General features: G+C 58.8%; 20 protein-coding genes. 9 read left to right on the plus strand and 11 right to left on the minus strand.

The genetic code is table 11. The features are described from left to right. Positions 1-462: 462 nt before the first annotated feature. Genes ACJ77P_RS09090 through ACJ77P_RS09105 form a run of 4 tightly spaced genes read left to right on the plus strand, consistent with a single transcriptional unit; the run spans position 463 to position 4,255 of the window. The gene (locus ACJ77P_RS09090; protein ID WP_408998048.1) at positions 463-801 is read left to right on the plus strand and encodes a hypothetical protein; all 339 of its coding nucleotides are present in this window, start codon (positions 463-465) and stop codon (positions 799-801) included. Then, the gene (locus tag ACJ77P_RS09095; protein WP_367358934.1) at positions 798-2,474 is read left to right on the plus strand and encodes a hydantoinase/oxoprolinase family protein; all 1,677 of its coding nucleotides are present in this window, start codon (positions 798-800) and stop codon (positions 2,472-2,474) included. The genes ACJ77P_RS09090 and ACJ77P_RS09095 overlap by 4 nt, the downstream gene beginning before the upstream one ends. Beyond that, a complete protein-coding gene (locus ACJ77P_RS09100) occupies positions 2,471-3,781 on the plus strand; it encodes a histone deacetylase (RefSeq protein WP_408998049.1) in 1,311 nt (436 codons plus the stop codon). The genes ACJ77P_RS09095 and ACJ77P_RS09100 overlap by 4 nt, the downstream gene beginning before the upstream one ends. 57 nt (positions 3,782-3,838) lie before the next feature. Beyond that, a complete protein-coding gene (locus tag ACJ77P_RS09105; protein ID WP_408998050.1) occupies positions 3,839-4,255 on the plus strand; it encodes a carboxymuconolactone decarboxylase family protein in 417 nt (138 codons plus the stop codon). A 78-nt stretch (positions 4,256-4,333) separates the two neighbouring features. On the opposite strand, the gene ACJ77P_RS09110 is transcribed toward ACJ77P_RS09105, so the two are convergent. Together ACJ77P_RS09110 and ACJ77P_RS09115 are read right to left on the minus strand one after the other, a co-directional pair. Then, the gene (locus ACJ77P_RS09110) at positions 4,334-5,893 is read right to left on the minus strand and encodes a methylenetetrahydrofolate reductase C-terminal domain-containing protein (protein WP_367358931.1); all 1,560 of its coding nucleotides are present in this window, start codon (positions 5,891-5,893) and stop codon (positions 4,334-4,336) included. A 24-nt stretch (positions 5,894-5,917) separates the two neighbouring features. Further along, a complete protein-coding gene (locus ACJ77P_RS09115; protein ID WP_408998051.1) occupies positions 5,918-6,799 on the minus strand; it encodes a bifunctional 5,10-methylenetetrahydrofolate dehydrogenase/5,10-methenyltetrahydrofolate cyclohydrolase in 882 nt (293 codons plus the stop codon). Between the two features lie 354 nt (positions 6,800-7,153). Between ACJ77P_RS09115 and ACJ77P_RS09120 the strand changes: the two genes are divergently transcribed. Further along, positions 7,154-8,050: a carbohydrate kinase family protein gene (locus ACJ77P_RS09120; RefSeq protein ID WP_408998052.1), complete on the plus strand. Its 897-nt coding sequence runs from the start codon at positions 7,154-7,156 to the stop codon at positions 8,048-8,050. 207 nt (positions 8,051-8,257) lie between these two features. Next, positions 8,258-9,283, plus strand: coding sequence for an endonuclease/exonuclease/phosphatase family protein (locus ACJ77P_RS09125; protein WP_408998053.1), 1,026 nt, complete (start codon positions 8,258-8,260; stop codon positions 9,281-9,283). A gap of 132 nt (positions 9,284-9,415) precedes the next feature. Here ACJ77P_RS09125 and ACJ77P_RS09130 read toward each other — a convergent pair whose 3' ends face one another. The 7 genes from ACJ77P_RS09130 to ACJ77P_RS09160 form a co-directional block, all read right to left on the minus strand. After that, entirely contained in the window at positions 9,416-10,033 is a 618-nt protein-coding gene (locus ACJ77P_RS09130; RefSeq protein WP_367358927.1) for a carbonic anhydrase, read from the minus strand. A 50-nt stretch (positions 10,034-10,083) separates the two neighbouring features. Then, complete coding sequence (gene coaE / locus ACJ77P_RS09135; RefSeq protein WP_367358926.1) at positions 10,084-10,707, minus strand: dephospho-CoA kinase; 624 nt, start codon at positions 10,705-10,707, stop codon at positions 10,084-10,086. Between the two features lie 67 nt (positions 10,708-10,774). Beyond that, the gene (locus ACJ77P_RS09140) at positions 10,775-11,077 is read right to left on the minus strand and encodes a GYD domain-containing protein (protein ID WP_367358925.1); all 303 of its coding nucleotides are present in this window, start codon (positions 11,075-11,077) and stop codon (positions 10,775-10,777) included. A gap of 74 nt (positions 11,078-11,151) precedes the next feature. Further along, positions 11,152-11,616: a glycine/sarcosine/betaine reductase complex selenoprotein A gene (gene grdA / locus ACJ77P_RS09145; RefSeq protein WP_367358924.1), complete on the minus strand. Its 465-nt coding sequence runs from the start codon at positions 11,614-11,616 to the stop codon at positions 11,152-11,154. A gap of 29 nt (positions 11,617-11,645) precedes the next feature. Continuing rightward, positions 11,646-13,094 (minus strand): glycine/sarcosine/betaine reductase complex component C subunit beta, encoded by a 1,449-nt coding sequence (grdC, locus tag ACJ77P_RS09150; protein WP_367358923.1) that lies wholly within the window; start codon positions 13,092-13,094, stop codon positions 11,646-11,648. Between the two features lie 14 nt (positions 13,095-13,108). Then, the gene (grdB, locus tag ACJ77P_RS09155; protein ID WP_367358922.1) at positions 13,109-14,413 is read right to left on the minus strand and encodes a glycine reductase complex selenoprotein B; all 1,305 of its coding nucleotides are present in this window, start codon (positions 14,411-14,413) and stop codon (positions 13,109-13,111) included. A 7-nt stretch (positions 14,414-14,420) separates the two neighbouring features. After that, positions 14,421-15,710, minus strand: coding sequence for a glycine/sarcosine/betaine reductase component B subunit (locus ACJ77P_RS09160; RefSeq protein ID WP_408998054.1), 1,290 nt, complete (start codon positions 15,708-15,710; stop codon positions 14,421-14,423). A gap of 636 nt (positions 15,711-16,346) precedes the next feature. Between ACJ77P_RS09160 and ACJ77P_RS09165 the strand changes: the two genes are divergently transcribed. From ACJ77P_RS09165 to ACJ77P_RS09175, 3 genes are all read left to right on the plus strand, one after another. Then, a complete protein-coding gene (locus tag ACJ77P_RS09165) occupies positions 16,347-17,249 on the plus strand; it encodes a lytic murein transglycosylase (protein ID WP_408998055.1) in 903 nt (300 codons plus the stop codon). Positions 17,250-17,324: 75 nt separating this feature from the next. Beyond that, positions 17,325-17,951 (plus strand): hypothetical protein, encoded by a 627-nt coding sequence (locus tag ACJ77P_RS09170; protein ID WP_408998056.1) that lies wholly within the window; start codon positions 17,325-17,327, stop codon positions 17,949-17,951. Positions 17,952-18,143: 192 nt separating this feature from the next. Beyond that, complete coding sequence (locus ACJ77P_RS09175) at positions 18,144-18,797, plus strand: DUF4412 domain-containing protein (protein ID WP_367358918.1); 654 nt, start codon at positions 18,144-18,146, stop codon at positions 18,795-18,797. Between the two features lie 226 nt (positions 18,798-19,023). Here ACJ77P_RS09175 and ACJ77P_RS09180 read toward each other — a convergent pair whose 3' ends face one another. Together ACJ77P_RS09180 and ACJ77P_RS09185 are read right to left on the minus strand one after the other, a co-directional pair. Next, positions 19,024-19,887, minus strand: coding sequence for a prohibitin family protein (locus ACJ77P_RS09180; protein ID WP_367358917.1), 864 nt, complete (start codon positions 19,885-19,887; stop codon positions 19,024-19,026). Positions 19,888-20,116: 229 nt separating this feature from the next. Continuing rightward, a complete protein-coding gene (locus ACJ77P_RS09185; RefSeq protein ID WP_408998057.1) occupies positions 20,117-22,342 on the minus strand; it encodes an ATP-dependent RecD-like DNA helicase in 2,226 nt (741 codons plus the stop codon). Positions 22,343-22,344: the final 2 nt, after the last annotated feature.

Here is a 22,344-nt window from a genome sequence, read left to right on the forward strand (position 1 = left end):
TCGTTTTGAAAAAAAACAAAAAAACCAACCGGATATTTGAATCAAGACAAATAACCGGTTGGTTTTTTACTTCATGACTTCTTATAAAATTACTTTGCCGGGGCCGGTGCGGGAGCCGCTTCAGGGGCCGGTGCGGGTGCAGGCGCTGCTTCAGGGGCCTTGGCTGCTTCAGGGGCCGGTGCTGGCGCTGCAGGCGCTGCCGGGGCCGGTGCAGGTTCTTCCTTCTTCACCTCTTCCGCAGGCTTCTGCTCCTCTGCCTTCTTGCAACCTACGACTGCAAAGGACAACGTCGCAAAGAAAAGTACTGAAAACAGAACGGATAAAATCCTCTTCATCTTCGATATCACCTCCTTTTCACTAAAATTGGTCACGCCATATATCTTTCAATGATGCTACTTCGCCGGGGCAGGTGCCGGAGCCGCTTCAGGGGCGGGTGCCGGGGCAGGAGCTGCTTCAGGAGCTTTGGCTGCTTCAGGGGCCGGTGCTGGCGCTGCAGGCGCTGCCGGGGCCGGTGCAGGTTCTTCCTTCTTCACCTCTTCCGCAGGCTTCTGCTCCTCTGCCTTCTTGCAACCTACGACTGCAAAGGACAACGTCGCAAAGAAAACCGCCGAAATAACGAATGCTAAGACCTTCTTCATCGAATGTCACCTCCTTTCAATCATTTACACTCACTTTTTTTTAAATCCTTCAAATGCATGTGAGAGCGAAACATACGCCTTTTTTTTACCTTGTCAAGACAAAAAATTATCAGTATATAAATTCTGCAGTTTTTCAGAATACATGAGCGAGGTACCCTTATGATTCTTGGCATTGACGTGGGTGGCACGCACACGGACGCCGCTCTGATTGATTCCGGCCGAATCAGAAAAACGGCAAAAGTGGCAACTAATCCCGGACATGTTGTGGAGTCCCTTTCCGGAATCGCCTCAGAGGTGCTCAAGGGTGAACCCCTGGAGAACCTTCAGCGCATCGTGCTCAGCACGACCCTTTCCACCAATGCCATCGTGCAGAACAAAGTGGATCCCGTGGGACTCATGGTCATCAGCGGCCCCGGCCTTCCGCCCTCCTACATTTCAACCGCGGAGAACACCCACTTCCTCTCAGGCTATGTCAATCACCGGGGCATTGAAACGGCGCCCATCGATCCCGTTGCCGTCACCCGCATCTCAGACGATTTCCGGAAGAGGGGGCTGAATCATGCGGGGATCATCGGCAAATTTTCAACCCGCAACCCGATCCAGGAACTTCAAATCGAAAAGATCGTCTCCAGCGGCATGAAACACGTCTCTCTTGGCCATCGCATGTCCGGTCACCTCAATTTTCCAAGGCGGGTTGCCACAACGTACCTGAACGAGGCCATCTGGGAGCTTTATTCGTCCTTTGTCAAGCAGGTCGTTGACTTTTTCAGAACCATGGGGGTTTCCGTCCCCATCTATATTCTGAAGGCCGACGGCGGCACCTTCAACATCGAGCAGTCCGTTGAATTTCCAGTTTACACCATCCTTTCCGGACCGGCGGCAAGCATCATGGGGATTCTGAGCATGACCGAGAACAGCGGAGAGGACGCCATCGCCCTGGACATCGGCGGCACAACGACGGACATCGCCCTTTTTGCCGATGGCGTTCCGCTCCTGGAGCCCTTCGGGGTCACCATGGAAGGCCACAAGACCCTGATCCGGGGCCTGCGTTCGAAGCCCCTGGGAATCGGCGGCGACAGCAGGGTGCGTTACGAAGGCGGTCAGCTCCTCATCGGGCCGCAGCGCGAAGGTCCCGCTGCTGCCTTTGGCGGTCCCTGCCCCACCCCGACGGACGCGATGATCCATCTCGGACTTACCGACATCGGTGACCCGTCCAAAGCCGAAAAGGCGCTGCAGGGCGTCGCCGATGCCATGGGATGCACCGTACAGAAGGCCGCCGAAGCCATTTTCGAGGGATCCTGCCAGATCATCGCGCGCCATGTCCGCGCCGTCATCGAGGAGATCAACAACAAACCGGTTTATACCATTCATGAACTCCTGGAGGGAAAGCGGATTTCGCCAAAAATCCTTTACATCATCGGCGGACCGGCCAAGCCCATGTCCACCCGCCTTGGGCAGCTGCTCGAATGTCCCGTCCATATCCCGCCGCATCCGGAAATTGCCAATGCCGTCGGTGCCGCCCTTGCCCGGACAACCGCGGAGCTTACGATTCTGGCCGACACCGAGCGGGGAACCATGACGATCGGCGAGGAAGGGATCTCGAAAAAGCTTCCACCTCGCTTTTCCAAAGGAGATGCCATCGAAGCGGGCAGGGAGCTTTTGAAGGAGCGGGCCCTGAGAATGGGTGCCCGGGAGGAGGACCTGGAGATTGAGGTCATAGAAGATCAGGAGTTCAACATGGTCAGGGATTTTTATCTGGCCGGGAAAAACATCCGCGTCAAGCTGCAGGTTAAACCGGGCCTCATTGCGGGATTCAGCACAGGAGAACTCTCATGAAACCAGCACGTAAAACGGGGCTGATCTTTTTCCCGGCCTTTGACTGGGCCATCTCGCCAACCCACCCCGAAAGGGAGGAACGCCTGCTTTACACCCAGGATCAGGTTTTTGAAGAAGGCCTCCTCGATCTGGAGAACATTGTCGAGTACAAGCCGTCCATCGCCTCCTACGAGGATATCAACCGGGTTCACTTCTGCGTTCCCGATGCCAGCGCCGTGACCACGGAATCCCACCTGATTTCCGCGGGCGGGGCGATTACCGCGGCCCAGAAGGTCATGCAGAAGGAGGTGGACAACGCCTTCGCCCTGGTCCGTCCACCGGGACATCACGCCATGCTGGTCGTTCACGGGGCGAGAGGTTTCTGCAACGTCAACATCGAAGCCATCATGATTGAATACATCCGTCACCATTACGGCCATCGAAGGATCGCGGTGGTAGATACCGACTGCCATCATGGCGACGGCACCCAGAACATCTACTGGAATGATCCGGACACGCTGTGCATCTCCATCCACCAGGATGGCCGGACCCTTTATCCCGGGTCGGGCTTTCACGAAGAATTCGGCGGCCCCAACGCCCTGGGAACCACGCTGAACATTCCCCTGCCGCCGCGAACCTCCGATGAAGGGTTTCTTTACATCATGAAAGAGGCCATTCTGCCCATCCTATCCGAATTCAAACCGGATCTGGTGATCAATTCCGCCGGTCAGGACAACCATTTTTCCGACCCCATCACGGACATGCGCTTCAGCGCGCATGGCTACGCCACTTTGAACGAGATGCTGTCTCCCGACATCGCCGTTCTGGAGGGCGGTTATTCCATCGAAAAAGCGCTCCCCTACGTCAATGTGGGCATCATCCTGGCCATGGCCGGCCTCGATTACAGCTACGTGCGGGAGCCGGAATACCGCTCGTCCAGCCTTCGGCAGTCGGAAGACATCTCCCGCTACATCGCCCAGGAGGCGGATGCGATCTATGAACTCTGGTCGCGTCGCGAAGAAATCCGGGAGAAGGTGGTCGGTGACAAGAAATATATAAGAAACAACAAAAGCATCTACTATGACACCGACGGGATTCGAGAGCAGCAGGAAGTGGTCGTCCGGGTATGCCACGATTGCGGCGGTCTTGTCATGATCGATTCCCGTTCCGACCTGGGCCATCGCATCTTTGCCGTCCTGATTCCCTGGAAAGCCTGCCCGCAATGCCGCCGGGAGGGCGAGGACGCTTACGACAAAGCCGCCAGGAAGGACGGGTTCCAGTATATTTATCTCCAGGACAAGGACAAAGATCTCTTCCTTGTCAAATAGGAGAAGGGGCCGAACCGAATCAGAAAAGAAACCGCAGGAAAGGAGATAAGAACGACATTGGACGAGGACGCAATCAGGAACAGAACACAGGAAACGGCAAAAAAGCTCTTTGGCAAGGGGGCCAAGATGGATCCGCCCTACCTCACCTGGAAGGCTTTTGACCGCGACCTGGCCAACGATTTTTCCATGTTTATCACGGGAAATCTCTATTCACGGACCGTACTGACCCTCCCGGAGCGCCAGATGGCGGCCTGCGCCATTCTGGGAGCCATCCGGGCGACGGACGAGCTGAAGCTTCATGTCAACGCCGCCCTGAATGTAGGCTGCGACCCGCGAAAGCTGACGGAGATCTTCTTTCAGATGGCCCCCTACGCGGGAATGCCCGCTGTCAACGAAGCCCTCAACGTCTTCCGGGAAGTTCTGAAGGAACGCGGGGAATGGCCGATTTCAGACAAAACCGCCCCCGCCCCCTAGGATGACCTCCGCCGGGGGGCGCTGCCCTGAGATGTTCCGCCCCCGGCGAATCCTCATCCTCCGGCCAGAACACCGGCGTCAGCGGGATTGGTCGGAAGGCTCTTCAATGCCCAGGCGCTTCGCCGTGTGGTCCTTCCCCAGAAAGAAATTCAGCCAGCCAGAAGAGGAATTGAGGTCCCAGTTGCAGGGCGGCACCGGAATTTCCTCAAGCCGGCTTTCCTGCTGGCTGCCTCTCAACCGGTCATAGGCCCGCACATAAACACAGCGACGCCGGCCTGGATAGACTTCGCACCAGCCCTGGAAGCTTCCCCCGCAGGGGCCGTTGCGCTGCTGTTTCGGGCACTGGGACATGGGGCAGAGAAAAGCCACATCCACCAGGGCGCAGTCTCCGCAGTCACGGCAATCGTACAGAAGGGTTTTCAGCAGATGCTCCAGCTTGTGCAGAAGGCCTTCCAGCCGGGAGCCTTTCAGCTTCGCGGCCAGGCTGCGCATCAGGGCAAAGCCTTTTGTTCCCGGTTCGAAGATCAGGTTGTGAAAGAATCGTGAGATGCCGTACAACCTTCTTTCCGAAAGGCTGGAGCGGCTGCCCTGCCGGCTCTCCGGGATGAGCTCATTGAGCCGGCCGTAGGGGTCTTTCCTGAAATAGTAAAAGGCGCCGGGTGTTGAGTACTGAAATTCAGGAATCAGACTTTCCCACGAGGCGCTGAGCTCTTCCCCTTTTTCAATGACCGCCTCCACCTGCTCACAGGTGACCAGATGGCCCCCGACATGGACTCCGCTGAACCCCAGCCCCTTGAGCAGGGCATACATTTTTGCGCCCCTGGACAGCCGCGCCTCCAGACCCTTGTCAGGCAGGGACCGTTCCCGATCCAGCTGTGCCAGCAGATCGTCCGGAACGACGCACCCGGGCAGCCGGTTTTCCATCATCAGCCGGGCAACGGGATAGGACAGCAGGAAGATGTTTCCCAGAACGGGAACATCAATCTCCCGCCTTTTCATATAGAGCAGAAGCTCATGATACTTGCGGACATCATAGCCCAGTTGAGTCACGATAAAGGAGGCGCCGCTGTCGATCTTTTTTTTCAGCTTGTAATACTGGCAGAGAAGCTCCGCTTCGGTGTGCTTGAAGGGGGACACGGCAGCCCCGGCAAAGAAATGGCCGGGTTGAAGCTCTCCCGTTCCCTTCGGCAGGGGAAATTTCAGCCCGCCGTTGAGTTCCCGGATCAGCTCCAGGACATGGGTGGGGTCAAGATCGAAGACCGGTTGAGGGCGTCCCTGAAATCCGGATACAGGGTAATCGCCGGACATCACGATGAGATTGCGGATCCCCCACCGTTCCAGCGCGTACAGCTGGCTTTCGATCTGGCTGCGGTTTTTGTCCTTGCATGTAAAATGAACAAGGGGTTCGATACCCAGCGCCTTGATTTCAACGGCAAGGGCATCCGCCATCAGGGCCGGCTGCCCGCCCGGGTTGTCCGTTAAGGAAACGGCGTGGATCTTTCCTCCCCGAGCCGCCTTCTCTGCTTCCAGAAGGACGGAGTCCTGGGCCTTTTCCCTGGCTCCCCGGCCCGGCACGAGTTCCCAGGTGACCGTCATGACCGCCGGATCCTTCAGGGATGCCTCAAAAAGAGTCTCCAAATCACGCCTCCCGCCGCCCTTTTTTTAAAGACCGGCCGCCATCCTGGCCGCTTTGACCGTATTGGCCATCAGCATCGTGATCGTCATCGGGCCGACCCCGCCGGGAACAGGAGTGATCGCTCCCGCCTTCTGCCGCACCGCTTCATAATCCACATCACCGCAAAGCTTCGCCTTACCTTCCGGCGTAAAGCCCTGCCGGTTCACACCCACGTCGATGACGACGGCACCCTGCTTGACCATGTCGACGGTAATGGCCATCGGCCTTCCCACGGCCGCGATGAGAATATCCGCCCGGCGGGTGTGGAAACCGATGTCGCGTGTTCCGGTGTGGCAGACCGTCACCGTGGCATTTGCCCCGTCCCCCTTCTGAAGAAGCATATTGGCAATGGGTTTGCCGACAATATTCGACCGACCCACAACAACGACCTCCGCTCCGTCGATCGGGACGCCCGAACGAAGAAGGAGCTGCTGAATCCCCGCCGGCGTGCAGGGGAGAAAATCCGCCTGTCCGATCATGAGCTTGCCGACGTTGAAGGGATGGAACCCGTCAACATCCTTGCCCGGATCGATGGCGTAAAGGATGTTCTGTTCGCTGATGTGGGGAGGCAGCGGCAGCTGCACCAGGATCCCATGAATCCGGGGATCCCTGTTGTACTGAAGGATCCTCTCAAGCAGCAGGGCTTCCGATATGGTTTCAGGCTGATTGTCCTGGACGGAATGAAAGCCGAGTTCATGGGCCGTTCTCTGTTTTCCCGCCACATAACTCATGGAGGCGGGGTTCTGGCCCACAAGGATAGTGACCAGCCCGGGCACGACCCCCCTTTCCTTTAAGAGGGCGGTCTCCCTCTTCAAATCCACCCGGATCTGCTGGGCGATCTCACTGCCGCGAATGATTTTTGCCGCCATTTCAGCTCCTTCAAATGGATATCGCCGTGACGTCGGCGGGATTCCCTGATGATGGATCCCTCGGTCAAAATTCTCCAGAAGCTCAAAAACATTTCATTATTTCACGCGTCCTCCGGAGTGAAACCTGTACCAGTTCACCTTTTCAGAGTCAAGACCTAACTGGTGGAGCGCCTGATTCCACGGGGGGAAACCCCTGTTTCCCAGAATTGAGATTTCTCAGGATCTGATGTAAAGTTCCCGGCAATCCAGAAATTCTATCCTGTTTCGATTTCAGGGGAATTCAAGACGGAAAACAAGGGAGGGTTAAGGCTTTTTTTCATGACCGCGGAACGGGAAGTATTCCCTTCAGGCCCCATGGTCCTAGGACTCGGGCAGTGCTCCCTGGACTATCTCGGTCGCATCCATGAGTATCCAGTTCCCGATGCCAAATGCGAATTTTCCGGGCTGGTCATCCAGGGTGGCGGACCGGTGGCCACGGCCCTGGCAGCCCTTTCCCGCTGGGGGCTGCGTTGCGTCTTTTCCGGGATGATCGGCGACGACGCCTTCGGGCAGACCATCGAGGCCTCCCTCCGGGAAGAGGGCATCGATACGTCCGAAATGGTGGTTCGGCGGAACGGCGCATCCCAATTCGCCTTCATCGCCGTGGAACCCGATGCCGGACGGCGGACCATCTTCTGGCAGCGCCCCACGGGCCGGCCCCTTCAGCCGGAGGAGGTCCCCCTGGACAAGATCCGCCAGGCCGCCGTGCTCCATACCGACGGCCTCTTCATCGACGCCTCCCTCCTGGCCTGCCGCACCGCACGCCAGGCAGGAGTTCCCGTGGTCGTCGATGCCGGCACCCTCCGGGACGGGATGCTGGAACTCGCCCGGTCGAGCGATTACTTCATCGCCTCGGAAACCTTCGCCCGCCAGCTGGTGGGAAATCGGGACCCCCTGGACGCCTGCGCCCTTCTTCTGGACCAGGGACCCCGCCTGGCCGCCGTCACCCTGGGGGCCGCCGGGTATGCCGCCCTCTGCGACGGGGAGGTGATCCGCAAGCCCGCCTATCCCGTCAACGCCTTGGACACCACAGGCTGCGGCGACGTCTTTCACGCCGGATTCATCTTTGGGCTGGTTCAGTCGTGGGACTATGGTCTGTGCCTCGATTTCGCCGCCTGGGCGGCGGCGCAGGTGAGCCTCGAAATGGGAGGCAGAAGGGGAATCCCCTCATTGTCCGGAATCAGGCGCCAGGGCTATCCCGTGAGCATTTAGGGCCCCGGCAACCCGAATCTCCGGGCACAGAGCGTGCATCGGCTTTCCAGGACAAAGTTCCCATGAATGTCATCTGGAACGAAGGCCTCGAAAGCCCAGAATGCCCTGAACGGCCTTGCTTTTTTTCTTTTAATGATTATTATAGGCAAATTATCTGCTGCAGATAATATATCCAATCGAAATGGTCATGGAAGGTAGACAAACACCATGGAGAAATTTAAATTCGCCGCCGATTTCATCCAGCAGACCCGACAGCCCGTGACACGGTTTTTCGGCTTGTCCCCGAAGCCCGCCGCTTCCGGCCCTGATCGGCAGGAGTCTTCCGTTGAAGTCCCGGCGCCGGGCGCCGGTCTGGGCCTCAACGTCATGAGCTTCAACATCCGCCGCGGAACCAGGAGAGACGGAAGAAACTCCTGGATTCACCGCCGCAGGCTCGTCCATGAAATCCTGCAGGGCTATCGTCCCGATGTTCTCGGCCTCCAGGAGGCATTGGATTTTCAGATGGCGGAAGTCCATGCCATGCTTCCCGGATACAAATCGATCGGCATCGGCAACCTGGGAGGCAGCCGGGGTCTCCATAATGCCGTTTTCTATGATTCCGAACGGTTTTCCCTCTCCGAGGAGGGGACCTTCTGGTTATCCGGCACCCCCGATCTTCCGGGCTCCCGGGGGTGGGGAAACATTATTCCCCGCATCTGCACCTGGGTCAGGCTGATTGAAAACACCTCTCAGCAGGCTTTCTATTTCTATAACACGCACCTGGATCATCTTTCCCTGCGCTCGCGGAAGAAAAGCGTTCTTCTGCTCACCCAGCGCATCTCCATGCGGAGCTTGCCGGACCCGATTGTGCTGACAGGGGATTTCAATGCCGGAGAGATGAGCATGCCCATCCAGTATTTAAAGGGCAACAAGCCGTTACGAATTAACCTGAGCGTCAAGAAGACCAATCCGGTCCCCTTGATGGATACCTTCCGGCAGCGGCATCCGAAAATCCGCAATGCCGGAACATACCACGGATATAACCGGTATTTCATCCGCCTCAAACTGGATTACATCTTCGTCCCGGCTTCCGCGCGGGTCATAGACGCGGAAATCATCTCCCGGCGCTGGGAGAATTGCTATCCTTCCGATCACTTTCCCCTTCTTGCCCGGGTGGATCTGCCCGTGTCCATGGCTTTCGCGGCTCCTCGCCCCGGCTATCAGGATGCGGTGAGCGCCTGCCCGCCCCACTGACAGGGAGATCAGAATTTGTGAAGCCCTCTTGGATGCTTGACGCCAGATTATCGATGTGTGCGGCGGGATGGTTTCAGGGGGGCTTGAGACTCCCCCCTGAAGTACGTTTCAAAGGCGGGGGTTAAGGCGCGGTCATGACCTCTCCTGCTTCAGGTACCCCTTGGCCAGCGCTTTGTTCACGTGCAGAACCCCCGCATTCATATCCTTCATGGGATAGTCGTCCGTAATGACGGGAAGGGCGTCGGCCTCTTCCTGCGTCTTGACGACGGACCCCGCAGGCACATATCGCCCATCAGCCACGCGGACCCCCATGAGCAGGACTCCCGGTTCAATGACGCAACGGCTGCCGACGTAAGATTTGAAGACAAGCGACTTCATTCCAACGAACGTGTCATCCATAATCACCGCCGGTCCGTGAACATGAACCTGGTGAGCCAGGGATACGCGATGCCCTACATAGACGGCATACTTTTTCCCGTTCACTTCAACGAGATTCTTTTCGACGGGCTTGCCGTCCAGCTCTGTTTCCAGGGCATGGATGATGACCCCGTCCTGGACGTTTGAATCGTTGCCCACGTGAAGAGGCTGGCCTTCATCGCCGCGGACGGACGCCCCGGGGGATACCATGACATTGTCTCCGATGATGACATTCCCGATCACAGCCGCAAGGGGATGAACAAAGGCGGAGGAACCGATCACCGGTTCGACGGCCCTGGCGGAAAAGTCCGTAACCACGTTTTTCCCTATCATTACTCTACCTCCAGATTTTTTATGAAATTCTTTCCCCCGCACCAGGAATGTCAAGCCGGTTTCCTCTTCCGCCGCTCCTTCTCCAGAAGCCGGGGCCAGATGTCATCAATGAATGTCCTGGTCTGTTCCATCGTTCCCGAATTGTCCACGAGGATGTCGGCAAAGGGGATCTTATCCTCAATGGGCATCTGTGAACGGACCCGCTGAAGCGCCTCCTCGCGGGAATACCCGTTTCTCAGGATGAGACGGCGAATCTGCTCATCCCGCGGGATATAGACCAGCATCACCAGATCCACCCGACCCTGCATCCCCAATTCGACGAGCAGGGGGATGTCGGCAATGACGATGGCATCGGGACGGTTCGCCCTGATGGCCGCCATCCTGCTCTGCCACGCATCGAATACGGCCGGATGCACGAGTTCGTTGAGTTTGTCCAGTTTACGACGGTCCGCAAAAACGATGGCTCCCAGTCGAGCCCGGTCCAGGGTTCGATCGGCCCTCAGGACCTCCGGTCCGAAACAGTCGACAATGTTACGCCACGCCGGCTGATCCGGCTCTTCAACCTCGTGGGCAAGGCGGTCGAAGTCAATGAGGAAGGCCCCCTTTTCCTCGAGCATGCGGCCCACCGTGGATTTTCCGCAGGCGATTCCGCCCGTCAACCCGACATTCAGCATGGCCCCCTTTACCACAGGGGAGCGTTTCCGGGCAACAAAAAACCTGCTCCCTGCCAGGGAGCGGCCCTTACGTTTTCAGGTTTGCGACCAGGGACTCAAAACGGTCCCACTGCGTGGCGATCCACGTCTCTGTTGTCGCATGGCCGAAGGAGCGGACAATCAGGGCCACCTTGGTTGCCGCATCGGCATCGGGCGCTTCGAAGATGTCCAGGTAGTCGCATGAGCCGAGAACGGCGTAATTGGCAACCCACTTCACGTCCGGGCATTCGGCTTTGATGCGGGCTGCCACCCGGTCATTGAGCTCCGTCAAGGACTGCGGCCTGGCGACGGCCTCAGGCGACAGCCTGGTCATCATGATGTACGTACCCATCGTTTTTCTCCTTTCTTCAACGCGATCCTGTTAAGATGCTGACCAGAAAAATCCGCGTTCTCCGGGGCCACCTCTCAGGCCGTTTCCAGCCTTCCCCTGATTTCCCGGAAGATTCTGCCGATTTCCTCCGTATCGGCCACCAGCTCCAGAAATCCCGCCTGCTCTTCGTAGATTTCCGCAGGGATGGCCGATTTTACTTCCGGTTCGAGGATGTGATACACGGGGAGCCTCAACGAGACTCCGGCCAGCGGACCTGCGAAGCTCGGATCTCCGAAGGTTACGGTTTCCGCCGTAACGGAAGCCACTTCCGGATCGGCGGCCCCGATGACCACCACCAGATCCTGCGCTCCCAGATCGTCCACGAGTTTCTTGATCGTAGACTGCTTCTCCATGTCCACTGCGCCTGCCGATGTTCAGACGAAGCACTCCGTCGCGGTCAGAACGATCTCCGCCCCGGCCGCCTTCATGCATGCCGCGATGGCAGGGCCCGGCACTCCGTCCCTGTCCCCGAAAATAATGGCCTTTTTTCCTTTAAACATGCCTTGATCCTTTCCTGCCCGAGGCAACATCACTTCCTTCTCCCAGGGTTCCTCTCCAGAAGAAAGGAAAGTCCGTCAGAAAGCTGGGTCATCCTTCCCAGGAAGAGGCTCCCCCGGGCGATAAACATGGCGTTGTTCAGTTCCCCCCTCCGGATGCCGTCCATGGCATGCCCCAGAAAGGGGACCGCCGCCGGAATGTGCCCCTGCGTGGGGGCGAATCCCGGCATGCCATGCTCACGAACGAACCGGTCGATCTCCTGCCGGGCGATTTCCTTCCTCAGGACCGCCAGGGCGCCGATCATCCGGTAATTGGCCAGAGGGACGTTACCGCTTCCCCCGGAAACGGTGACTTCGGGGTTCTGCAGCTCTACGGCGTACTTGTCGATATCGGTGACCTTCAATCCCACCCGGTCCAGGGGCTTCAGAACCAGGGATTCCAGGATATTCTGCTGGGACGAACCGGAGCCGATATCATGTTTGCCGACGGCATCCAGGCGGACCACCGGACTCTGCCCGTCATCTCCGGTCACCAGAAAGGCTATCCCCCCGAGCACATCCTCCAGGATGGGCATTCCCCTCGCGACATGCCCCTGAAATTTCATGCCCAGCTTGGCTAAGGAACCGCCTCCCACAACCGCCACCCTCTCATAGAGGCCGGCCTTCACCAGGCCGGAGGCGAACAGCAGGGCATAGAGAGGACCGGTACAGAAGGCCTTGACATCGCAGCCGGTAGACGCCACGCAGCCGCACATCTCGCCGATGGCCTTGGCCAGCCCACCGCCTCCCCGGTTGTACCGGTCCCCTACGGCTTCTTCGGAACAGTTGAGGAGAAGATCGATCCCGTCCCCCCCGATGTCCGCACTTCGCAGGAGATTCTTCAGAGCGAGAGCACCGGAAGCCTTGGCCAGAAGGTTTTCCATCAAAACGTGGGCCTTGAGGTTGTCGTCCCGGTCGTGATGCCGGTTGACGCATCCGACCCTCCGTCCGCCATGGAAGAGGGGAAGCGACCCGGAATGCTCGATCAGCCCATCCACCCTCCCCGGATCAACCCCCTGGCCGATTCTGCCCGGATCCGCGCCCCTCCAGAAAGGATGGGATTCGAGGAGCCCTTGCAGCACAGGTGCAGAATCCTTCTCGATCTCCACCAGGCCGAAGTCGTCAGCGAGCTTTATCATTCCCAGAAGCAGCTCTTCCGGGTAAATCTCGCCATAGGGGCCCCGTCGCGGGGCTGGGAACACGGGATGGTCGTACCAGGGCTGCCCGATGCCGTGCAGGTCATCGGGCTTGAGATTTCCGATGAAGACCTGGTTGGGGGGATAGGCCACGACCTCCTCAAAACCGCGCAGATGCCCTTCGATGGCGGACAACACAAGCGCCGGACGGTCGGCGATTTCGCGGCTGGGTTTCGATCCGTAGCGGACGAAGCCCGGCGCGTGTGCCAGAATGCAGGAAAAGGCGTCAATGACGGGATCGGGCATCGTGGCCCTCCTGTTCAGAACACGGTCTGGCCTTCGATTTTCGTTTCCAGCGCCTGCAGGGCCTTCTCCACAAGCGCCCTTCGGAGGCTCTTTTCCTCGGTTTTCGATTTGCAGGGGTCGCCGAGGGGGTGGGGAATGGCGACGGCGGGAACGATCCGGTTTGCCCCCACCGTCCGGGAAATGGGAACGATGGTGCAGATATGGACGGCCGGTATCCCCGCTCTCTCCATCTCCTTTGCCATCGTTGCCCCGCAACGCGTGCAGGTTCCTCAGGTGGAGGTAATCAGAACGGCCCCAACGCCACTCCGGATCAGATCCCGGGCGATCTCCCGGGCAAACTGTCCGCACCTGGCTACGGACGTGCCGTTCCCCACGGTGGCATAGTAAAAGGGATGGAGTTTCCCGATCCGCCCTTCCCTCTCAAGGTCTCTTGCCGCATCGAGGGGCAGCACCCGGTTCGGATCAGCGTTGGCATAGGTGGGATCGTATCCGCCGTGGGCGGTTTCATGGGATTCCGGCGTCATTTCGGAAAGCGCGCCGATGTCGTATTTTCCGTACCGGGTCGCACTGGAGGCTTCAATGCAGTCCGGATTCCCCCTGGGAACGATCCCGCCGCTGGTGACCAAAGCCAGGGTGACCCGGCTCATCCTGTCGACCGGCGGCAGAAGCGGCACCCGGTCGAATGCGGGAAGGGGGTATTCTGTTGCGAAAGGCTCCCCTTTCATTTTCTGCAGGAGCATCTTCACGGCCCGGACGGCTCCGGTTTCTGCTGAAAAGGTGTTCCGGCGGATGCCCCGGGGAAGGTACCCCTCCTCTTCCGGAAACCCGACGGGCTCGCCCCGGAGGAGTTTTCCCGCCAGGCGGCTCATTTTCTCGGCCGCCTCTCTCATACCGGCCGTGGTACCCCGGGTCTCCACGATAAAAACCGACCTGCGGGACAATTCCGCCCCGGGGTTTTCGGGATACATCCCGGTCACGGCGGGAATTCCCAGCCTGTCGACGACGGCGTTGCAGACCGAGCCGCAGGCGATCCCATAGCGTCCCGCATTGAATGCCGGGCCAGCCAGGACCAGATCCGGCCGAAAGCCCTCCATCAGGGCCAGAACCCTTTCCGTCGCCTCCTCGAGGTGCTCGCTGAAGTAATTATCCCCGCAGATGACCGTCGCCACCATCTCGACCTCCGGCCCGAAAAGCTCGGCAAAGAGATTCCCGGGCCCCACGGGGCCGCTTCTGACGACGGGTTCCATGCCGGCCTTTTCTTCCCCGCCGATGCCGCCGAAAAATTGATTGAGATAGACAACCGCTTTCCATGGTCCCATGGCGCCCCTATCCTCCACGTGCGTACAGAACTTCGAAACCCAGTTCATTCGTGGCGCCCAGGAGCGCCTGCAGTTCGACCCCGAGCCCCCCCGCCCGGGCAAGGCTGCCGGACTGCCCTCCCGCCAGTTTTTCCGCCACCCGGATATCGCCGAGCACCCGCTCCATGGGCGGAAGAGTAATCCGCTCATTGGCATTGCCCACACTCACAATGGCATCCGCGTGGGGCGTCACATCCGCCAGGGACTGAGAGGCTCCGTCGCTGCCAGCAAATTCGTCGGATATCAGAACGGTCCGGATTCCCCTCTCCTCCAGGCCGGCGCAGATCATCATGGCATCGGCATCGGGATTTCCGAAGCCCTCCTTGGAGACGACGGCCCCCCGGGCGCCCAGCATCTCCACGAGCTTGACGGCATATTCAGCCGATCGGACCTTATCGCGAAGCGTCACGTTGGCATCGGTCACAACCGTTCCCAGGAAGCGCAGATCGGTTCCATCCCGCCGCAGCAGTTCCGAGATGACCGGGTTGTTCTGATGGTGATAGGTGGTGTTCTTATCACAGGCGGAAACGCAGTTTCCGCTCACGATGGCCCCGTCCATGGACTCGGTGGGCAGCAGGAGCGTGGGCAGAAGGCTCTTTACATCGCGCCCGTACAGGTAGGTGTCGTGGAGCAGTCCCTGGCTCAGAAGCATGCAGACATAGGCGACATAGGGAAGACCGTCGTCGCGCCGGACGGGAGTCGGAAACCGGGGCCATTCGAACCGCTCAACCGACTCGGGAACGGCGCTTCGGCAGGCCTCTCCCAGATAAGCGGCGGCGCGCAATCCGGCCAGCCTCAGGGCTTCCTCGTGCTGATGCGGGGAAATTCCAGGCAGAACGTCAATGCCCAGAACGATGTTGAGGAGGCGGGAAAAAGAACTGTACCGCGCCCCCGTGCCGCTCATGTCGATCAGCCCCTCCTGAAATCCCACGACCTGCCCCGCGGTTACGACGGCGCACCCCTTCAGCACATGGGTCCGTCCCGTTCCAACGGTCTCCACGCCCGAAATCAGGCCGGGAAAGATTCCTCCCCTTCCTTCGATCTTGACGCGGGGTTCGATGACATCCTTGACGGGAAGAATGCGCACACTTTCTCCGGGCCTTGCCAGATCGGCCCTGACGGAAGCGATGCGGAAGTCGTTCCCCCTTGTTTCTTCGATGAGCTCTTCGCGGTGGATGTGCAGGGCCTTGCCGTCGATTGCGGTCTTTCGTCCCCAGTCGATTTCCTCTACAGGTATGATGCCCAGTTCGAGAAGCATGACGGGTTCTCCTTCTCTGTGTCCGGGTGCGGATGGGGAAATTTTCGGATCCGCCCTGTGCAGGCACGTTTTCCCCGCCGTCCATCGAAGGGATGCTTCCTGCAGGGACGTCGCACAAGGCCGGTTTCAGAATAAATTACAGAGCCCTCCCTGTCAAGCATGAAAGAATTCCCCCTTTCCCCGCAGATTTCGGCCCGTTGTCGGAGGGCCGGCAGGCCCCGGAAATCGTCGCCGGCTGGACCCTCTGCACCAGGCTTCCGGAAAGGGCGGTTTTGTGCCGGGAGCGAAGGCGTTTCTCTCTCTCGACCGGGAAGCTTCTTTTTCGGGAGTGCGAGGCTTTCTCGTGCTGCTGGAAACCTCGGAAACAGCCAGCGAAAAAGGATGTGGTATGACGATTGCTTCTTCAGGAATGGCAGTTCTCGGGCAAGCTCCTTTTCGCCTGCCCTGTGTGCCTGGGCCCCAGGGGCTCTTTGGACTTCAGCCGCCGCGACCCGATGGCAGAATCCTTTCAAGAACGACCGGATTACCCTTTGACAGCCCATCGCCTGCCATGCCATGATAAGGCATCAGCCGCCGCACGGCAGAGCCGGTTTCTTGAATTTTTATGATCTTCCGGCCGGTTACAGGAGATTTTCCATGAATAGAACCTTATCGGTGATCGAAACATTCCGCCTCATCACGATTTCCCTGATCTTCTTTTTTGCCGCTTTCGGCCAGGCCTGCGCCGATGTAGCGCCCAAAGCCTTCTTCGATGAGCTGCAGAGGCGCCTTATCGCCGACGGCTTCGACGGCAAGCGCATCCGGGAACTCTATCGGAGCGAGGAGATCTCCTTTGAAACCCGGGGCGTCGCAGCCTACTTTCAGCACAACGAAGCCAGGCTGGACTACGGGAAGTTTACAGCACGGCCCGCCCTGATTGACGATGCCCGCAGCTACATGAACGAACACGCCGTAACCCTGTCCGCGGCAAGAGAAAAGTTCGGCGTCGATCCCGGGATCATCACGGCCATCATCCTGGTGGAAACCAACCTGGGCCGCAGCCTGGGCAGCCGCCCGATCATCAGCACCCTGTCGACCATGGCCTCTCTGTCGGAGCCGGCGCCCCGGGAATACCTCTACGGGCGGCTCAGTGAAGGCAGACGCTTCGACCCGGGCAAATACAATTCCCGGGCTGACAGAAAATCCCGCTGGGCCTATAAAGAGCTTAAAGCCTTTCTGATCTATACCGAACGCCACGAGGTCGATCCCCTCACCGTGGTCGGGTCCTATGCCGGTGCGCTGGGCATCGCCCAGTTTATGCCAAGCAACATTCTGCACTATGGCCGGGACGGCAACGGCGACGGCCGCATCGATCTATTCCACGACGCCGATGCCATCTTCAGCATTGCAAATTACCTGAAACAATTCGGCTGGAAGCCGAATCTCAGCCATGACCAGGCCTTCAGGATCATCTATCAGTACAATCACAGCCGCCAGTACGTAAACGCCATCCTGAAAATCAGCGATCTGCTGGCCCTTCAGGAGTCCGCCCCTTCGTGACCTTCGTGCACAATGCTGACGCCGGGGCGTTCTTTATGATAAACTGGCTGCATGAAGTCTCGAGGGAGGATGGCCATGCCGGATTTGCTTTTTCTTCTGATGATTTGTTTCGGGCTGTCGAGCCTGGTTTTCCTGATTCTGGCTTTTGCGGCCATAGGGAAAAGGAAGTTCATCGGCTCGGCAGGCGTCTTGATGGTCGCACTCCTCTGCCTTGCCCTTACCGCCTTGCTCGGAACGATCACCGTGGCCACAAAAGGTTACCTGGCTCTCACTCATGAAGAAACGGCGGCCGTGGTCAGAGTCGAACCCCTCGGAGGAAAGGTGTTTCTGGCGCATTTTGAATTTCCCGACGGGAAGAAGGCTTCTTTCCGGCTGGCAGGCGACGCGATCTATGTCGATGCGCATGTCCTCAAATGGAAGCCCTGGGCCAACGTGCTTGGTCTTCACGCCAGTTATGAACTGGACCGCGTTGCCGGCCGCTACCGGGACATTGACGAAGAGGTCAACGCGTTGCGCACGGTGTTTCTACTTTCCGAAAAAAAGCCGCTTAACATGTTTCACCTGAGAAAGACCTATCGGTTTCTTGAGCCGCTCCTTGATGCCGAGTACGGCTCCGCCGTGTTTGTCGACGTGACAGGGCCCTCGCAATTTGAAATCAAAGTTTCCACAACAGGGCTTTTAGCCAGACCATCCGGATCTTGAGCGTGCTGAACAGGGAAAAGGCATCCATCCGCAGGCGGCAATCCGGTCTGCGGGGAACGGGTTGTGCAGGCACCTCTCCAGATCCCGGGAAAAAGCCGATGTCATCCGGTCTTTGACATCAGGGCGGTCCGTGGTGCATAATGCGCCCTGTTGTTTCCGGAATTCCACATTATTCTTTCAGGAGGTGTTCAAGTGAAAAAAGCATTGATCGCAGTCGTGATGGCCCTGTGTGTATCCTTCTTTGCCGTGGGCTGCAGCAAGGAGAAGGAGCAGGGGAAAGCGGAGCCGGCAGTTGAAAAGGAGATGAAAGCCGCCGCCGCTCAGGAATTGTCGGCAACGGTGGTGAGCACCGCCGCCGGCCGGACCATGTCGATGAAAGTCTACATGAAGCCGGACAAATACCGTTCCGATGATGAATCGACGGGCACATCCACCATCGTGAGAAAGGACCTCAACAAGGTCTGGACGATCATCAAACCGCAAAGCGTATTCATGGAGATGCAGGGCGTAACGGAGGAACAGAGTAAAGCGGCCGATCTTGAGGTCAAGGGGGAAGTCAGCCGAAAGGCGGTCGGCAGTGAAACGATCGGCGGCCATCCCTCAACAAAATACGAAGTGACCGCAAAGGTCGGCAACGAAACCGTGACAACCCACATGTGGTGGGCGACGGACATCAACTTCCCCGTGAAGACCGCCGCAGTGGACGGCAGCTGGTCCATGGAATACCGGGACATCAACATCGGCAAGCAGCCGGACAGCCTTTTCGAAGTGCCCGAAGGGTATACAAAGATGTCAATTCCTGGAATGCCCGGCGGACATGCGGAAGGCAAAATTCCGAAGATGTAGGGGAATCGCCCTCTGATCTCGATGCCGGCATCCCGCATTCCTCGTTCTCCACACGGAAATGATGGTGGTGCATCTCAGCCGCAGGGACATCAGGGGAAGGTGAACGGATCCCGTGATCCGTTCACCTTCCCCTGCTTTTTTCCTGAACGGAGAACGAGAAAAAGCGCATCGTCAAAGCCCCTTGAGACCCGCCACGGGTTGCCCACAAAAGCAGGTAGAGCCTTCATTATTCTTTCTTTTTGGAAATATCGGCCAGCCCGATCATCGGAATCGCTCCGCTGCCCGTTACCTGGGGAAGTATTCCGTTCCACTTTTCGATCGCCTTCATGTTGGCTTCGATTCTCCGCAGCTCTATCAGGTCCGGGGAGATGTTCGCCTTCTGCAATTTCAGTGACTCCGCTTCCGCCGTGGCCGCGGTGATCTTCTGCTCCGCCTCGATTTTTATCCTGTCAAGATCCCTTCTCGCTTTCAACGCGAGCTGCTCCGCCGTCTGCTTGGCTTCAATGGCCTCGGTGAACACCGGCGAAAAGCTGAACACCACGATCGAAAAGGCGTCAACGGCAATGTTGTTGGCCATCAGCCTTTCCGTTAAAGCCAGCCTCATCGCCTCGCTGACGGACGGCCTCTTGGTGATAAGCTCTTCCGCCGTATAATTTGCCGTCACGGCCTTGACCACCTCCTGGATGGCGGGGTCGATGATGCGCTCCTTGAACTGTACCCCCAGCTTCTGATAGACAATATTGGCCTTCTCTGGAACGATATGGTAATTCAAGGCCACCCGGGAAGTGACATCCTGAAGGTCTTTCGAGGCGGCCGCAGCCTCCGTCTCAGCCTTTTGAACCTTGACATCCACCAGCACGATCTCCTGCATCACCGGTATCCTGGGATGGAGCCCTTCGTTCAGGACACTCTTCTGCACGGCGCCGAAGTTCAGAACAACCCCTCTCTGCCCGGGACCGACCTGGGTCCAGGGCCGGAAAAATACGAGGATGAACAGGATAATCAACACAATCGCCAACCAGGCCGGCGGCACATTTTTCTTTATGGTGCGGATCGCCTCCCTTGTCTTGTCGGCTTGACTTTCGTACATGCTTTTTACCTCCTTAATTGTTGAAGACCGGCGTTAACGGGCCGTTGCCAGGCTTTCCGGCGCAGAAACGGCGTTTGCCCCGGGAATGGCGTCCCGGCAGTCTCTATGTGAATTTCGGCATGGCCCGATTCTTTATAGAGCTAACCGATCCGGACACACATGTCAAGTGTTGGGGCGGAACTCCGCTTCCGAGCTACGGTCCCGGCCTGCAGGTTGATGCCATCGCCCTTCAGGCCGTCTGCAGGCGTTGGCCCAGGAGGGAAAAGCGCCTCTGGGTTTTGTTGTTGCGAACGGCGATGGCCAGCGCTTTTTTCGTTCCCACGATGACAACGAGTTTTTTCCCCCGCGTCACCGCCGTATAGAGAAGGTTCCGCTGGAGGAGCATGTAATGCTGCATGAGCAGAGGCAGCACCACGGCGGGATACTCCGCTCCCTGGGACTTGTGCACCGATACGGCATAGGACAGGACGATCTCCTCCAGATCCCCGTAATCGTAGATGACCTCTCGCCCGTCAAAAGTCAGGGTAGCCTCCTGCAGCTCATTGTCCAGGCGGCTGATCCGGCCGATATCGCCGTTGAAAACCTCCCGGTCGTAGTTGTTGCGGATCTGCATCACCTTGTCCCCTTCACGGTAAAGCCTCCCGCCCCGCTGGAGCTCTTCCCCTCCTGGGTTGAGCGCCTTCTGCAGGACGCTGTTGAGATTTGCGGCGCCTGCCAGCCCTTTGCGCATCGGGGTGAGCACCTGGATGTCCTCCAGGGGATCCAGACCGAAGCGCTGGGGAATGCGTTCCGACACGAGGCGGACAATGAGATCGACCACTCTTTCCGGATCCTTCTGCTCGACGAAATAGAAATCGCCCAGCAGCCCCCGGGAAGATTGAAGGCGGGGGGACTCCCCCCGATTGATCCGGTGCGCATTGAGGACAATCGAGCTTTCCCGGGCCTGGCGGAAGATCTCCTGAAGTTCGGCCACCGGCACGCGGCCCGATCTCATGACGTCCGTCAGGACGCTCCCCGCCCCCACGGAAGGCAGCTGGTCTCCATCCCCCACCAGGATAAAGACCGCCGACGGAGGAAGGGCCTTCAGGAGATGGTGCATCAGGATCAGGTCGACCATGGAGGCTTCATCCACGATGAGCACCTGGCAGTCCAGGGGTGACGTCTCGTCCCTTGAAAAGCCCCTCTTCTGCGGGCTGTATTCCAGCAGGCGATGGATCGTTTTCGCCTCCCGGCCCGTCGCCTCGCTCATCCTCTTGGCGGCACGGCCCGTGGGAGCCGCCAGCAGGATCTTCGCCCCGCAGGCGGCGAAAATGCGGAGGATGGCGTTGATGATCGTCGTCTTCCCCGTTCCCGGCCCGCCGGTGATGACCGTCGCCTTGTGCGACACGGCGGCGCTGACCGCTTCGAGCTGATGTTCCGTCAGCCGGGGAGAGCCTTTTTCCGGCACGGAGGTCAGCGCCGGCCCGGCATCGATGGCCCGGAGCGTCGAGGGGGTCTGCAGCAGCGTTTTCAGCCGCGAAGCGGCCTGTGTTTCCGCCAGGTGATACCCGGCCAGATAAACGATCCGATCCCTGCAAATCTCCGGCGGGGCCCCGGGAAAAGCCGCTCCGTCCTCGATGACGATCTGCCGCTGCTCTGCCGCCGCATCCAGGGCCGCGGCGATGATCTCCGGATCTATCTCCAGGATTTCCCTGCACTTTCGTATCAGCGGTTCAGCGGGATAGAGGACGTGACCTTCATCGGCCAGTTCATGAAGGACAAAGAGAATCCCCGCTTCCGCCCGAAGCCGCGAATCGCGCGCAAAGCCCATCTTCTCTGCGATCCGGTCGGCGGTGAGAAAGCCGATCCCGAAGATGTCCGTGGCCAGGCGATAGGGGTTCTTCTGAAGGATTGAAACGGCGGCATGGCCGTACTGACGGAAAATCCGTGACGCATAGGCGCCGCTGACTCCATGGGACTGGAGGAAGAGCAGAACGGCCCGGATCTCCCGCTGCTCCTCCCAGGCCTTGCGGATCATCGCCAGCCGCTTTTCGCCGATGCCCTCCACCTCCAGGAGACGGGAGCTTTCGGATTCAACAACCTCCAGGGTGCCTTCGCCGAAGGCCTCCACCATCCGCCTGGCCATCACGGGTCCGATCCCCTTGATCAGTCCCGAGCCCAGGTATTTCTCGATACCGTAGGCCGTTGCCGGAATGGAAGATTCGCAGGACAAGACACGGAACTGTTCACCAAACCGGGGATGATTTGTCCACTCCCCTTTCATCCTGACCTTTTCGCCTGGTGCGGGGCTGATCATGCCTCCAACCACCGTCACCGGCTCCCGGCGGCCCGGCACCTTGACGCGGGCCACGGTATATCCGCTGTCTTCATTAACGAAGGTCACACGCTCTATGTGCCCCTCCAGGTCAACCAGCGAGCCCGCCCCCCGATATTTCCCGCCTGCCCTGTCCGTCATGT

Origin of the sequence: Syntrophus buswellii (assembly GCF_046097065.1) — a bacterium.
Lineage (GTDB): Bacteria > Desulfobacterota > Syntrophia > Syntrophales > Syntrophaceae > Syntrophus > Syntrophus buswellii.

Bases quoted from the DNA above. Each gene is read 5' to 3' on its own strand.
- ACJ77P_RS09095 (WP_367358934.1), top strand. From the start codon at position 798: ATGATTCTTGGCATTGACGTGGGTGGCACGCACACGGACGCCGCTCTG.
- ACJ77P_RS09100 (WP_408998049.1), top strand. From the start codon at position 2,471: ATGAAACCAGCACGTAAAACGGGGCTGATCTTTTTCCCGGCCTTTGAC.
- ACJ77P_RS09115 (WP_408998051.1), bottom strand. From the start codon at position 6,799: ATGGCGGCAAAAATCATTCGCGGCAGTGAGATCGCCCAGCAGATCCGG.
- ACJ77P_RS09120 (WP_408998052.1), top strand. From the start codon at position 7,154: ATGGTCCTAGGACTCGGGCAGTGCTCCCTGGACTATCTCGGTCGCATC.
- ACJ77P_RS09125 (WP_408998053.1), top strand. From the start codon at position 8,258: ATGGAGAAATTTAAATTCGCCGCCGATTTCATCCAGCAGACCCGACAG.
- ACJ77P_RS09130 (WP_367358927.1), bottom strand. From the start codon at position 10,033: ATGATAGGGAAAAACGTGGTTACGGACTTTTCCGCCAGGGCCGTCGAA.
- coaE (WP_367358926.1), bottom strand. From the start codon at position 10,707: ATGCTGAATGTCGGGTTGACGGGCGGAATCGCCTGCGGAAAATCCACG.
- ACJ77P_RS09140 (WP_367358925.1), bottom strand. From the start codon at position 11,077: ATGGGTACGTACATCATGATGACCAGGCTGTCGCCTGAGGCCGTCGCC.
- grdC (WP_367358923.1), bottom strand. From the start codon at position 13,094: ATGCCCGATCCCGTCATTGACGCCTTTTCCTGCATTCTGGCACACGCG.
- ACJ77P_RS09160 (WP_408998054.1), bottom strand. From the start codon at position 15,710: ATGCTTCTCGAACTGGGCATCATACCTGTAGAGGAAATCGACTGGGGA.
- ACJ77P_RS09165 (WP_408998055.1), top strand. From the start codon at position 16,347: ATGAATAGAACCTTATCGGTGATCGAAACATTCCGCCTCATCACGATT.
- ACJ77P_RS09170 (WP_408998056.1), top strand. From the start codon at position 17,325: ATGCCGGATTTGCTTTTTCTTCTGATGATTTGTTTCGGGCTGTCGAGC.
- ACJ77P_RS09180 (WP_367358917.1), bottom strand. From the start codon at position 19,887: ATGTACGAAAGTCAAGCCGACAAGACAAGGGAGGCGATCCGCACCATA.
- ACJ77P_RS09185 (WP_408998057.1), bottom strand. From the start codon at position 22,342: ATGACGGACAGGGCAGGCGGGAAATATCGGGGGGCGGGCTCGCTGGTT.